Consider the following 12,877-nt stretch of genomic DNA (forward strand, 5'->3'; position numbering starts at 1 on the left):
TTAGACCATTTAAACTGGTCATTCCCTCAAAATTTATAAAAATCTGTTTGCTTTCGCGCATTCGATTTTGAAGTTAATTATTCCATTTTCCCTCAACAAGGATTTTGTCTTGACAGAATCTTAGTTAAGAATTTTATTGAAAAAATTAAATAGAGAAAATAGTATAACCTTAAATCGAAAATGATATGAAAGCCTTAAAAATTACTTTACTTGTAGCCGTATTTTTTGCAGCATTAACATCTTGTACAAAACAAGACTTAAACGAAGATGATGTACTAACTGATGTTCCTACAACAGTAACCCGTTTTACCGGAGGTGGTATTCAAGATTAATTCTTAATTCCATAACATTTATATACAAAGGCTCCTTGCTAATAGCAAGGAGCTTTTTGTTTTTAATTATTTAAAAAATTATAAATATTTTTGATAAATCGTAATTTTTTATTTTTTGAAATTTATACTCTCATCCATTTTCATTTTCCTATTCATTAATTTATCCCAAGCTCAGAGGATAAATGATTTAGAAAAAGTAGATTCTATTCAAAGAATAATTGCTGATACTTCTATAAAAGATTCTACTTTGTTGGCAGATGCCCATTATAAAGTTGGTGAAATTTACAGGTATAATTTTTTAGGCGATAGTGCATACTACCATTACCAAAAAGCTGAAAAACTATACAAAGGCACAAGAGATAAATTTAAGACAGCAATTACACTTTATGGAATAGCCGTAATTCAATGTAATGAAAAAGATTTTACAGGTTGTGAGGTTACTTCTATTGAAGCTATATCATTACTCGAATCACTAAAGGAAACTAATGAGGTGCAAAAGTATAAATCGTTTATATACAATAACCTTGGATTAGCTTTCGGTCAGCTGGAACAATATGAAGAATCAGTTGAATATTACGAGAAGGCTATAGAGTTAAAGAAAAAGCTAAGAGGAAATAATAAAGCTACGCTCGTTAACTCAAAAAATAATTTGGCATTATCCTATAAGAAATCTGGTAGATATGATTTAGCTCTTGAGGAATATAGTGAAATATTAGGAGATAAGAACTTACTTGTAGATAGACCAGAAGTATATGCACTAGTTTTAGATAATTATGCACATACTTTGTATCTCTCTAACCAAAGGGAACAGTTGCCCGATTTATATTTAAACGCCCTTAGAATTACAGATAGCATAAGTCCAAAGGGATACAATTCTATTATTATAAATCAACATTTAGCAGAGTATTATAATGATGTTGGTATGAAAGATTCGGCTAAGTTTTATGCTTATTCTGCAAAAGATATAGCTCAAAACTATCATAATGATGATTACCTGATTTCACTTTTTTTACTGTCTAAAATAGAAGAAGGAGATATTGCCGCAAAGCATTTGAAGGATTATGTAAAACTGAGCGATAGTTTACTCAAAGTTGAACGAAGGGTAAGAAATAAGTTTGCTAGAATTAGATATGAAACGGATCAAATTGAACAAGAAAATATAAGGATTTCCAAAGAGCGAATGTGGTTGCTTATAATTTCTGTTGTTGTGATTATGACATCATTTTTGTTGTATTTGGTAATTATGCAGAGAAATAAAAACAAAGAGTTGAAATTTATTCAAAAGCAACAAGAGGCCAATGAGGAAATTTATAACCTTATGTTATCTCAAAATGAAAGTATAGAAGAAGCAAGAACACTAGAAAAGAAAAGAATATCAGAAGAATTGCATGATGGTGTATTGGGACGATTATTTGGTACCCGATTAAGTTTAGATAGTTTAAATTTCAACAATTCTGAAGAAGCCATTAAAACCCGCGGACAGTACATTGAACAGCTCAAGGATATAGAGCAGGATATTAGAAAGGTTTCCCACGAATTAAATACCGATTTTGTTTCTGGTGCAGGGTTTATTGACATTATAAAAACTTTACTCGATACACAAACACAGGTTTATGGACTTAAAAGTTTATTGCAATACGATGAATCTATAATATGGGAGGATTTATCCAATAAAAAGAAAATTCACATCTACAGAATTATACAGGAAACACTCCATAACATACACAAGCATGCTAATGCTTCTAACGTAGACATTAGTTTTAAATTAAAAAATAACGTAATTTGGTTAATTATCATCGATGATGGTTCTGGCTTTAATGTTAATAAGACAAGATCTGGCATAGGTTTAAAAAATATTAACTCAAGAATCAATGAAATAAACGGAACTCTCGCTATATCATCTCAGATAAATGTTGGTACAACGGTTACAATTGAAGTGCCAATACCCTAACGATAAATAAATGACTGAAAAGATTAGAATTTTAATGATTGATGACCATCCAATGATAATTGAAGGTTATCAAAATACGCTTTTATTTACCAAAAAAGAGCATCAAGAGTTGTTGATTAACATAGCTAATAACTGCGATGAGGCCGTAAAGTTTATGGAAAAATCCATCAACGAAGAGCGACCGTACGATATGCTTTTTGTTGATATTAGTTTGCCCCCTTCTAAAGATGGAAGAATGAATTCTGGTGAAGATTTAGCAGAATATGCCAGGAAAATATTGCCTAATTCTAAAATAGTGGTTCTAACCATGTTTAACGAGCCCTTTAGAATACATAATATTATTAAAAGTATAAATCCTGAAGGCTTTCTAATAAAAAGTGATTTAACGTCCAGTGAGCTTGCCAGTGCATTTCAGGCTGTTTTGAATAATCCGCCTTTTTACAGCGGTACTGTCAATAGTTTTATTAGAAAAACGATAACTAGTGATATTGTTATCGATGAGAAAAACCGAAAGATTCTACATCTACTATCACAAGGCGTAAAAACTAAGAATTTAGCCACACATTTAGGGATTTCACTTAGTGCTGTAGAAAAAAGAAAAAAGCAACTCAAAGAGATTTTTTCAGTTGAAGATGGTCAAGACGAAACTTTACTTAGCGAAGCCCGTAAAAGAGGCTTTGTATAGGGATTACTACTTTTTTTGAGATTTGAATTTTTTTTTGAAAAAAAACTAACTTTTTAGGAGTCTGAAAAGGGGCATGTTTGCTTAAAAGTATAGTAAAACCGTAAAAATTTTACGGTTTTTCCGCAGTAAAAATAGAAATGATTTGATTATATTTGAGTGTCAACACTTCAAAAAAATTAATTAATCCCTCAATTTTTTTTTGTTGATAATAGCAATTTATAGCCCTGTGGAGGTGAGAGACCCACAGGGCTCTTCTTTTTTTAAAAAGTAAAGATTGTGTCTTTATAGGTCCATAATATATCTAGGAACAGTCCAAAATAAATTAAAGCCACTATAAATTTTAAAAGGGTAGAGGTAACAAAACCAATAAAAGATCCAAAGGCTGCTTTCATGGCAGTTTTAGAATCATTCTTATTTATAAGCTCACCCAAATAGGCGCCTATAAACGGACCTATAATTATCCCAAAAGGGATAGGTGCAATAAGTCCTACTATTAGACCTATAGATGTTCCTATCATACCGTATTTAGATCCCCCAAAGCGTTTGGTGCCAATAGCAGGGATGATATAGTCTAAGAGCCAAATTAAAATAGCAACAACCAGAGTAATTGCTAAAAAGGTTTTATCCATGGGAACCGATTTCGATAAATGTAAAGTTAATAGGCCTATCCAACTGGTTAAAGGGCCTGGAAGTACTGGTAAAAAACTACCAATAATTCCTAAAACCATTAGTAGCACTGAAATAATAATTAAAAATATATCCATAGTAAGTCATTTCTTTTTTCTACTCATTAGACCCCAAAACGATGGAAATGTTACTTAAAGAATATAAAGGCAAATTAAACCCGCAAAAAATCGTACTTTTCGGGTACAGATTTAGTCCATGAAATACCCTCTCATTTTGTTAATGCTTTTTTTGTGCACCTCATGTCAATTTTTTGAGGTGAAAAAAACCACTTCAGAGGCTATTTTAAACGAGGAACTAAAAACTTTCGATTGGAACGATGTCGATACTTATCCGTCATTTTCGGCATGCGATTCCCTGATTTCCAAGAGTGAAAAGAAGCAGTGTTTTGAACACTATTTGTCTTCGCACATACTTAAGTCTTTGGAAAGTGAATTGATTGTTGTAACTCAAGATATTCACGACACCTTAGAGTTGTATTTTAATGTTTCGGAAAAAGGAGACCTAACTTTATTGAACACCAAGATTGGTAGCCTAACGATTTCAGAGATACCGAATATAAACGCATTGATAAGTGAAAGTTTAGATTCCCTTCCTGAGGTTTTTCCAGCTAATAAGTGGTCTATTCCGGTAAAAACAGCGTTTAAATTGCCTTTAGTGATTAACGTGGAATAGATTCTTAGATTATTTTCTAAAGTTCCTGTTTTTCCACTTGTAGGTCTTGAACATGGATAATAAAGCAACATAGACACTAAAAAAAGGATATACTAAAAAAGCGCTTAAGTAACTTAACAGAGCTTCTTTTTTGTTGAAGAATATAGCCGATTTATAAATTAGTATAGCATCTATCACGAATTTCATCATCAAAAAATAAAATAGGATTTTAAACTCGAATAAGTCTAACCCACAGAGCAGTCCTAATACTAAAATTAAAGCGTTAGCCATTAAAACAATCAATCCTGTTAATTTGCCAAATGTGTTTTTATAGCCACTTGCTTTAGAAGCCCATCTTATTCGCTGTTGTATTAATGAACTCCAAGTAGGTTGAGGTTTTGTGACTACTACAGCTTGTTCGCATTTTAGGTAATTTAAATCTTTTGGGTACGTAGTTGCTACTTTTTCTAAAAAGAAAACGTCATCACCACTCGCTATATTCGAGTTGCCGTCAAAGCCATTGAGTGCTTTAAAAAGCGATTTTTGGTATGCAAAATTAGCACCATTACACATAAAAGGTTTTTTGAGTCCGAATCCACCAATAGTAGCCCCTTGAAGACTAAGAAAATCCAATAGCTGAAATTTTTCAAAAAAAGTACGGGCTGATTGATAAGTAACTGGGCCAGCAATACATTTAGGGTGTTTTTTTTGAATGAATGCATCGAAACTATTCAACCAGAATTCAGGTAATATACAATCGGCATCGGTGGTCATTATCCATTCATTCTTGGCTTGTTTCACGGCCGTGGTAATAGCATCCTTTTTTGGGGAATTAGATGTTCTTTCATTTTTAATCACCCTGACGTCAGGTTGAGTGCAGTCGAAATCTTTTGTGTTATCATCCCGAAATTTTAAAAAGAATCTTTCAATGATTTCAGTAGAACCATCATTAGAATCGTCATCAACAAAAATAATTTCGAATTTATGTTTGGGATATTTTAATTTTGAAATCGACTCGAGCAAGCCTGGTAAATTTTCGGCTTCATTTCTAAAAGGAATAACTACAGAAAAGCTAGTTTTAGGAGGAGATTCCGCTAGTTTAAAAACGTTGACTTTGTCAAATCCCCATACAAAGCTTCCTATTAAAAGGGAGTAAGCCAAGACTACTATAGCGCTCAATAACAGCATGTTTTAGACGGCTTTTGGTAGTTTGAAATTAAGAACGTAGTAACTGCCAAACAAACTGGGGATCACAAAATTGAAAATCCACATAAGCGTAGTAATGCTTAAAATTGTCAGCCCCTCTACATTAGCAAATGAAAAGAGAAATAGGGCCACACTTCCTTTTATAACCACATCAAAAATGGTAATAGACGGGATTACCGAAGCTAGTAAGTACATTGAGGAAATTATGGTCATGGCATTTAAATAACCCATTTCTACATTGAAAATATGTAGAAAAAAATAGAATTGAAATGAGAAGATTACATAACGTAAAATAGACAATAAAAGCGTTTTAAGGAGTACCTTTTTAGATAAGTTTATTAGTGAGTGTCTAATCTTTTCCATTGAAAACCCTTTAACGGTAAACTTACTTTTTTTAATACCAAAACCAATAATAGCAATAATTAGAAGTGTAATGACTAAAACTTTATAAAATGTAGTGTAGTCAAGATTAATGTTATAGTTGGAAATGAACAGAGATAAACCAATAACACCAAAAATAATAGTAGCCAACATTTGCGATAGGTTACCTACTAGGTTGAGGAGCATAATTCGTTTTCTTGAACCTTTTGGGTAAAAAATAGCTTTTGCACCGTATTCGCCAATTCTGTTGGGTGTTATTATCGATGCAGTTAAAGCCCCTAAACTTTGCGCCATAGCATTTTTGAATCTTATTTTTTCCACAACCGAAGCTAATATTTGCCATTTTAAAATCTCTAAAAACCAATTTGCAATACTTAAGAGGAGTAATAAGCAGCCGTTTTTTAAGAAAAAAATATTCTTTTTAGATAAATAATTAATGAAATCCGAAAAACGTAATTCAGAGTTGTTGGCTAGTTTATTTATTATAAAGTAAAATGCCCATACAACAATACTTAACTTAATAAGCACAAAAAAGAATTGCTTAGATTTGTAAGAGTTCGAGCGGTTCATTGTGCAAATTAAACCATTATTTAACTTATGGTATTAGGTTTTAGAATTTATAAAGCATTATTTGGTTTATTATGTTCTTTAATGTTTGTAAATAATGTTCTGTCTCAAGAAGGGACTAGTATGATTAAAGCCCAATTCGCTTTGGGTATTAATAACCCGTCCAGTAATGGGTTTGTGGGGAGTTTTGAGGGAAAACCTGTAAATTTTCCAACTGTAGATTTAGGTGTGCAGTATATGTTCAAGCCAAAGTTAGGAGCTAAATTAAGTTATAGTTTCAGCCGGATAAAAAATGCAACGAATACAGAGCGTTTTAAATTAAATTACTCAAGGGTTAATGCCTTATTTGTTGTTGATGCCAATAATGTTTTAAGTTTTTTACCACCCAGAATGGGCGTTTTTTTGCATTTAGGACCTGGATACACTATGGTAAAGCCTCTTGACAACTATACCCAAAATAAAGTGTCTTTTATTAACTTGTTGTTAGGAGCACAGTTGCATTACGGGCTTTCGGATACCTTATCGGTTTTCACGGATATATCTTATACAAGTGGTTTTGGAAAAGACTTTAGTCCTGTAGAAAGCGGGTTTGGGTCATTCAATGGGAACGTTTTATCTATTACCTTTGGTGCTTCCGTTTCACTAAGTGGATGTTATTTTTGCAATCAATAATATGGCAGAGGAAAAAATTATATTAGGGATAGATCCAGGAACTACCATTATGGGCTTTGGCCTTATAAAAGTGGTTGGTAAGCGTATGGAGTTCCTTCAATTAAATGAATTGGACTTAAAGAAATATAACGACCACTATTTAAAACTGAAATACATTTTTGAGCGTACCATTCAACTTATAGATACCTACAATCCAGATGAAATTGCTATTGAGGCGCCATTTTACGGTAAGAATGTTCAAAGTATGCTCAAATTGGGTAGGGCTCAAGGCGTTGCCATGGCTGCTGGTTTAAGCCGGGAGATACCCATTACGGAATATTTACCCAAAAAAATTAAAATGGCAATTACAGGAAACGGTAATGCCAGTAAAGAACAGGTGGCCAAGATGCTTCAAGGGCTTTTAGGATTAAAAACTTTACCGAAAAATTTAGATGCTACCGATGGTTTGGCTGCGGCAGTCTGCCACTTTTACAACTCTGGAAAAGTTACCATAGGAAAGAGCTATTCTGGTTGGGATGCTTTTGTGAAACAGAATAGCCCCCAAACCCCCAAAGGGGGCTCTAAGGGGACACAAGTCATAGACCTTCGAAAGAATAAAAAGTAACTTTTCGTGAAAGGAGTTAGTCAAGAAAGTGAGTTTTCCTCTCCTTCGGGGAGGCTAGGAGGGGCAACTTCGGCAGGCATCTACATACATATCCCATTTTGTAAGCAGGCGTGCCATTATTGCGATTTTCATTTTTCAACATCATTAAAAAAGAAAGATGAACTTATTCGTGCTTTGGTCACCGAAATAGAACTTCGAAAAGATGAGTTGTTGGGAAAAACCATTGAGACCATTTACTTTGGTGGAGGAACCCCTTCATTATTAAAGACTGATGAACTACAGTTGTTGATTGATACAGTTTGCCACAATATTGAAGTCATTGATAATCCTGAAATTACTCTTGAAGCCAACCCAGATGATTTAACTTCAGAAAAAATACTTCAATTATCGACATCTCCAATTAATCGATTAAGTATTGGAGTTCAATCATTTTTTGAAGACGATTTAAAAATGATGAATAGGGCACATAACGCCTACGAAGCCAAGAGATGCTTGCAAGAAGCATCGCAATATTTTGAAAATATAACAATCGATTTGATCTACGGTATTCCAGAGATGTCCCTTAAAAAATGGGATGAAAATTTGGATATGACTTTTAATTTTGGAGTAAATCATATTTCTAGTTATGCTTTAACCGTTGAGCCTAAAACAGCTTTAGATAACTTTATTAAAAAAGGTAAGTATCCTGTTTTAGATGAGGCTTTAGCGTTACAGCATTTTAATCACCTGGTCGAAAGAACAGAAGCGGAAGGGTTTGTGCAATATGAAATATCAAACTTCGGCAAACCAAATTACTTCTCAAAACACAATACCAGCTATTGGCAAGGGAAGTGGTATTTGGGTATTGGGCCATCTGCACATTCATTTATGGGTGACCAACGTAGCTGGAATGTGTCTAATAATATGAAGTATATTAAAGCTATTCGAAACAAAGAATTGCCTATTGTCATTGAAAAACTTTCTGATCAGGATAGATTTAATGAGTATGTTATGACAGGTTTAAGAACCATTTGGGGGGTGTCTTTTAGTAAAGTTGAAACAGATTTTGGAGCGTTTTTTCTTGAGCATCTTACAACGGTATCCAAAAAGTTTATTGATGAAGGTTTACTCGCCTTGAATACAAATAATGAAAAAGTGTTGGTTGCAACCCCAAAAGGTAAGTTTTTAGTAGACGGAATAGCTTCAGAACTATTCATGATTTAGTTATATTTGAATATGATTGCTACTATACAATACAACTCAAGAAAAATACAGATAGACGTCTCAAAACCTTTAGATATTTCGATAGCCATAGATATGTCTAAAAAAAACATAAACGCTTGGTATGTAGGTGACCCAAAGATTTTTCCAGAGCGAATTGATGGTGAGCCTGTCAAAGTTTCCGAAGGTGCAGTGGTTAATTTTAATAACATTCAGTTTAATCCGCATGCACATATTACGCATACCGAATGTGTGGGGCATATAACCGAGGAAGCGTATTCGGTAAACAAAAACTTAAAACATCATTTTTTTGTTGCCGAAGTAGTCACCGTTGCACCTGAAAAGGAAGGCGATGATTTTTTTATTTCGGCGAAACAATTAAAAACTGCACTAAGAAATAAAAAAAGAGATGCGATAGTTATTAGAACATCGCCTAATCTAATAGAGAAAAAGAGTAAGCACTATTCAAATACCAATCCGCCTTTTTTGTTAGAAGAGGCTGCACAATATTTAAAAGAAAAAGGGATTAAGCATTTGTTGATAGATTTGCCATCGGTCGATAAAGAAAAAGACGAAGGGAAACTATTGGCCCACAATGCGTTTTGGAATACCAACGGGAAGCTGCGCTTAGATGCCACTATAACAGAGTTTATTTATGTGCCTAACTCTATAAAAGACGGTGAATATTTACTTAATCTCATGATTGCGCCTTTCGAAAACGATGCCACTCCTAGTAAGCCTATTTTGTATCAAATAATGTAGTAGCATGGAAACTTTTTTTATCATAATAATTAGTGTTCTAGTCACCTTGGGTCTAGTAACTGTTTTTAAGGCTTTTAAGAAAAAGCAGTTGGTTAATGCGCAATCTGTTATTCTTTTAGATAAGATAAAAAAGGTGTGTAAATTTATTACGGTTGAAGGCGATTTTGCCGAAATATACCATTACGAGGATGTAAAGGAGAAGTTTTTAAAACTAATAACGAGTAAAAAAAAGGCCTTAGTTGTAATTAATGCCAAGGCTCATGTGGGGTACGATTTATCCAAAATTCATCTAAGATCTGATACGGGTTCTAAAACCATTGTATTAGAACACTTTCCTGAACCAGAGGTTTTATCGATAGAAACTAATTTAAATTATTATGATAAATCTGATGGGTTGTTCAATAAATTCGAAGCTGCAGATTTAACAGATTTACATAAAGAAGCAAAACAGCACATAGAAGACAAAATCCCTGATAGCGGACTCATACAGATTGCGCAAACCGAAGTGAGAGAGACCATTCATTTAATTGAAACTATTGTAGGAACTATAGGTTGGAAATTAGATTATTCTACATTGAAGGTGTTCGGGAATGATTCGAAAAGACTCAAGAAATGATTGAAGTATTAAAGGAAAAATAAGTCTAAGGTTAGACTAACTCAATTGTTTTTAAAATCTTTATGAACCAAAGAAAAATTACAAAAAGTTTGAAGGGGATTTCCAAATATGATTTAGTCAAAATAGTAATATACTTACTGGGCTTTATTTTTTCTGTTTATTCAATATTAAAACATGGATTAATAGATAGTCATACTCCTCCAGTTGGTTTCGTTGTTCCATTTTTATTAATGTTGATTGCGATTATATGGTATATTGTGGATTTGATACTAATTAAATTTTTAGAATACCTTAAAATTAGTAAAGCAGTCAATTTGTGTGGACTCATGATTAATTTTTTAATTGTTTTTTTAATCTTAATAGGGAAATTGTGAACATAGAGGAGATAAGAGCCTGTTGCCTGAGTAAGAAAGCAACAACTGAAGATTTTCCGTTCGATGAAGACACGCTTGTGTTTAAAGTCTTAGGTAAAATGTTTGCTTTGGTTTCTCTAAAATGGTGGGAGCGTGGTGAGGCTGCTATAAATTTAAAGTGTAATCCAGATTATGCCGAGGAGTTAAGATCCGAATACAATAGCATTCGTCCTGGATATCATATGAACAAAAAACATTGGAATACTGTTTATCTTCATGAAGGTGAATTGGATTTTCAGTTTTTAAAACAACTCATAAATCATTCTTATGAAATGGTTGTAAAAGGGATGCCAAAAAAGCTAAGAGATAGCTTGTGAATTCCCGAATTATTTAAAAAATAAAAATGAGCATACTACAAACTTTAATAGAGAGAAGTGGAAATACATGTGAATTATGTGGAGCAACACATCATTTAAAACAATATACAATACCACCAGCCTTAAACGAAAATGTAGATAATGATGTATTGATTTGTGATACTTGTACATCTCAAATAGAAGGCGATGCAGAAATGAATCCCAACCATTGGCGGTGTTTGAATGATAGTATGTGGAGTGAGCATATCGCTGTTCAAATTATGGCTTGGAGAATGCTTCAAAGATTAAGAGAAGAAGGTTGGCCTAAAGATTTGCTTGATATGATGTATTTAAGCGATGAAGCATTGGCTTTTGCAAGAGCAACAGGTGAAGATAAGGATTCGAGTGAGAAAATAATTCATCGCGATGTAAATGGTGCCGAGCTTAAAGTTGGCGACTCTGTGGTTTTAATAAAAGATTTAAAAGTAAAAGGCACTAGTATGGTTGCTAAACAAGGAACTACCGTTAGAAATATTAGGTTAGATCATGAAAATGCTAAACACATAGAGGGTAAAGTTGGAAGCCAACTCATAGTTATCGTAACAGATTATATTAAAAGGTGTTAGGGTTTCTTGTTTTTGTTTTTTGTAAACCAGTTAAAACTGAAGGGAATTAATAGAAACAGGAAAAAATATTTGCCAGTGATTATGCCAAAGGCTGTGATGATAAGTGATATTATTAAAATAAGGTTGAGCTGGCTATTCTTCAAATGAAAACTGTTTTAAGTAGACATGTCTGCTATTATTTTCCACTCACCCTTTATCTTTTTAAAGACAAGCATGAAATTACCATCGGCATTACCAACTTCTCTTTTAATGTGGTACTCACCTAAAACATAATAAGCGTCTTCGGCTATTTTTGTAACAGCGTTAATTCTAAAGTTTAGTTTGCCTGTATGTTCTTTTGTTGGATAGGCCTTTTTGTACCGCTCTAAAGTGTTATCCCAGCCTTGAACAATACCATTGCTGCCATAAAAAACCAAGGAATCACTTTTCCAATAGCCTTCCATGTATTTTTCAATGTTGTCTTTAGACCAGGCTATTCTTTGGGATTTTAGTACAGCTTGGATGTCTTTTATGTTTTTTTCATCATCGTTTTGAGCTATGGCAATGTTAAATGACACTGTGCATAATAAAAAAAGGAGTAGAATTTTTTTCATAAGTAAATAAGTCTTGAGTTCGGTAAAAATAGCGAAAACTAATTTTAAAGAAACCGCTTGTCGATAAAATTGACATGTATTTATTTTTTATCTAAAGTTGTGCCAAATTCATCGAATAAATAGTGGTCTGCCTTAAAGTATATTTATTTTTACATCGCAGTGATAACGCTACACTGCTCTCCCTCAAATTTATTGTTAATTATAAAAAATAAACTAGCTATGAACTTACGAATTACCAACTGTAACAATTTTTTCAAAATTAAAGGAATTTTAAACAAAGAGAGTATTGCCCTTTTTGAAGAAAAATTCGATAATATTTTCGATAAGACGGATATATTAAAAGTAAGTATTGAGGGTATTGAAAGTATGGATCGTTACGGTATTAGTGCAATTACTAACCTACATAATGAAGCCAAGAATAGAAATAAAAATCTGTCGATTATAGGTTACGGCTGTAATGATTTATACAGTTATTTTAAGACAACCGCTGCTGCTTAATAGTTTTTATATTTAGGAAATTTCAATCAAAAAAATGTATTTCATCGATAAAATTTGTTTTTTAAAGAAATAAATGTATATATTTGATACTGTTGTGTAAGAAATTATTTTATAATCTTCCAACTTCCCTAAATCTA

At 33.0% G+C, this 12,877-nt stretch carries 16 protein-coding genes; 12 read left to right on the forward strand and 4 right to left on the reverse strand.

The features are described from left to right. Positions 1 to 185: 185 nt before the first annotated feature. The 3 genes from M0214_RS07945 to M0214_RS07955 all read left to right on the forward strand — a co-directional run bounded on the left by M0214_RS07945 (position 186) and on the right by M0214_RS07955 (position 2,968). Positions 186 to 332, forward strand: coding sequence for a hypothetical protein (locus M0214_RS07945; RefSeq protein WP_248722036.1), 147 nt, complete (start codon positions 186 to 188; stop codon positions 330 to 332). A 115-nt stretch (positions 333 to 447) separates the two neighbouring features. Next, a complete protein-coding gene (locus M0214_RS07950; protein ID WP_248722037.1) occupies positions 448 to 2,283 on the forward strand; it encodes a sensor histidine kinase in 1,836 nt (611 codons plus the stop codon). Between the two features lie 10 nt (positions 2,284 to 2,293). Next, on the forward strand, positions 2,294 to 2,968 hold the full coding sequence (locus tag M0214_RS07955; protein ID WP_248722038.1) for a response regulator: 675 nt from the start codon (positions 2,294 to 2,296) through the stop codon (positions 2,966 to 2,968). Positions 2,969 to 3,228: 260 nt separating this feature from the next. Here M0214_RS07955 and M0214_RS07960 read toward each other — a convergent pair whose 3' ends face one another. Continuing rightward, positions 3,229 to 3,732, reverse strand: a complete 504-nt coding sequence (locus M0214_RS07960) for a DUF456 domain-containing protein (RefSeq protein WP_248722039.1) — start codon at positions 3,730 to 3,732, stop codon at positions 3,229 to 3,231. Positions 3,733 to 3,910: 178 nt separating this feature from the next. On the opposite strand from M0214_RS07960, the gene M0214_RS07965 reads away from it, so the two are divergent. After that, on the forward strand, positions 3,911 to 4,327 hold the full coding sequence (locus M0214_RS07965; RefSeq protein ID WP_248722040.1) for a hypothetical protein: 417 nt from the start codon (positions 3,911 to 3,913) through the stop codon (positions 4,325 to 4,327). A gap of 9 nt (positions 4,328 to 4,336) precedes the next feature. Here M0214_RS07965 and M0214_RS07970 read toward each other — a convergent pair whose 3' ends face one another. Together M0214_RS07970 and M0214_RS07975 are read right to left on the reverse strand one after the other, a co-directional pair. Further along, positions 4,337 to 5,494 (reverse strand): glycosyltransferase, encoded by a 1,158-nt coding sequence (locus M0214_RS07970; RefSeq protein WP_248722041.1) that lies wholly within the window; start codon positions 5,492 to 5,494, stop codon positions 4,337 to 4,339. 3 nt (positions 5,495 to 5,497) lie between these two features. Further along, positions 5,498 to 6,463: a lysylphosphatidylglycerol synthase domain-containing protein gene (locus M0214_RS07975; RefSeq protein ID WP_248722042.1), complete on the reverse strand. Its 966-nt coding sequence runs from the start codon at positions 6,461 to 6,463 to the stop codon at positions 5,498 to 5,500. 27 nt (positions 6,464 to 6,490) lie between these two features. Here M0214_RS07975 and M0214_RS07980 point away from each other — a divergent pair, with 27 nt between their 5' ends. The 7 genes from M0214_RS07980 (at position 6,491) to M0214_RS08010 (ending at position 11,649) form a co-directional block, all read left to right on the forward strand. Then, a complete protein-coding gene (locus M0214_RS07980) occupies positions 6,491 to 7,132 on the forward strand; it encodes a cell envelope biogenesis protein OmpA (protein ID WP_248722043.1) in 642 nt (213 codons plus the stop codon). Position 7,133: 1 nt separating this feature from the next. Continuing rightward, entirely contained in the window at positions 7,134 to 7,736 is a 603-nt protein-coding gene (gene ruvC / locus M0214_RS07985) for a crossover junction endodeoxyribonuclease RuvC (RefSeq protein WP_248722044.1), read from the forward strand. A gap of 78 nt (positions 7,737 to 7,814) precedes the next feature. Then, positions 7,815 to 8,939 carry a radical SAM family heme chaperone HemW gene (hemW, locus tag M0214_RS07990; protein WP_248724943.1) on the forward strand — a complete coding sequence of 375 codons (1,125 nt, stop codon included), beginning with the start codon at positions 7,815 to 7,817 and terminating at the stop codon, positions 8,937 to 8,939. Between the two features lie 12 nt (positions 8,940 to 8,951). Continuing rightward, the gene (locus tag M0214_RS07995) at positions 8,952 to 9,698 is read left to right on the forward strand and encodes a cyclase family protein (protein ID WP_248722045.1); all 747 of its coding nucleotides are present in this window, start codon (positions 8,952 to 8,954) and stop codon (positions 9,696 to 9,698) included. Between the two features lie 4 nt (positions 9,699 to 9,702). After that, on the forward strand, positions 9,703 to 10,314 hold the full coding sequence (locus M0214_RS08000; RefSeq protein ID WP_248722046.1) for a DUF4230 domain-containing protein: 612 nt from the start codon (positions 9,703 to 9,705) through the stop codon (positions 10,312 to 10,314). A 370-nt stretch (positions 10,315 to 10,684) separates the two neighbouring features. Next, on the forward strand, positions 10,685 to 11,044 hold the full coding sequence (locus tag M0214_RS08005) for an MmcQ/YjbR family DNA-binding protein (RefSeq protein ID WP_248722047.1): 360 nt from the start codon (positions 10,685 to 10,687) through the stop codon (positions 11,042 to 11,044). A gap of 26 nt (positions 11,045 to 11,070) precedes the next feature. Continuing rightward, complete coding sequence (locus M0214_RS08010) at positions 11,071 to 11,649, forward strand: alkylphosphonate utilization protein (RefSeq protein ID WP_248722048.1); 579 nt, start codon at positions 11,071 to 11,073, stop codon at positions 11,647 to 11,649. Positions 11,650 to 11,804: 155 nt separating this feature from the next. On the opposite strand, the gene M0214_RS08015 is transcribed toward M0214_RS08010, so the two are convergent. Beyond that, positions 11,805 to 12,242 carry a DUF4440 domain-containing protein gene (locus tag M0214_RS08015; protein ID WP_248722049.1) on the reverse strand — a complete coding sequence of 146 codons (438 nt, stop codon included), beginning with the start codon at positions 12,240 to 12,242 and terminating at the stop codon, positions 11,805 to 11,807. A gap of 219 nt (positions 12,243 to 12,461) precedes the next feature. On the opposite strand from M0214_RS08015, the gene M0214_RS08020 reads away from it, so the two are divergent. Beyond that, positions 12,462 to 12,740, forward strand: a complete 279-nt coding sequence (locus tag M0214_RS08020; RefSeq protein WP_248722050.1) for a hypothetical protein — start codon at positions 12,462 to 12,464, stop codon at positions 12,738 to 12,740. The last annotated feature ends 137 nt before the right edge of the window (positions 12,741 to 12,877 follow it).

The organism is Seonamhaeicola sp. ML3, assembly GCF_023273855.1.
In the GTDB taxonomy this organism is placed as follows: domain Bacteria; phylum Bacteroidota; class Bacteroidia; order Flavobacteriales; family Flavobacteriaceae; genus Seonamhaeicola.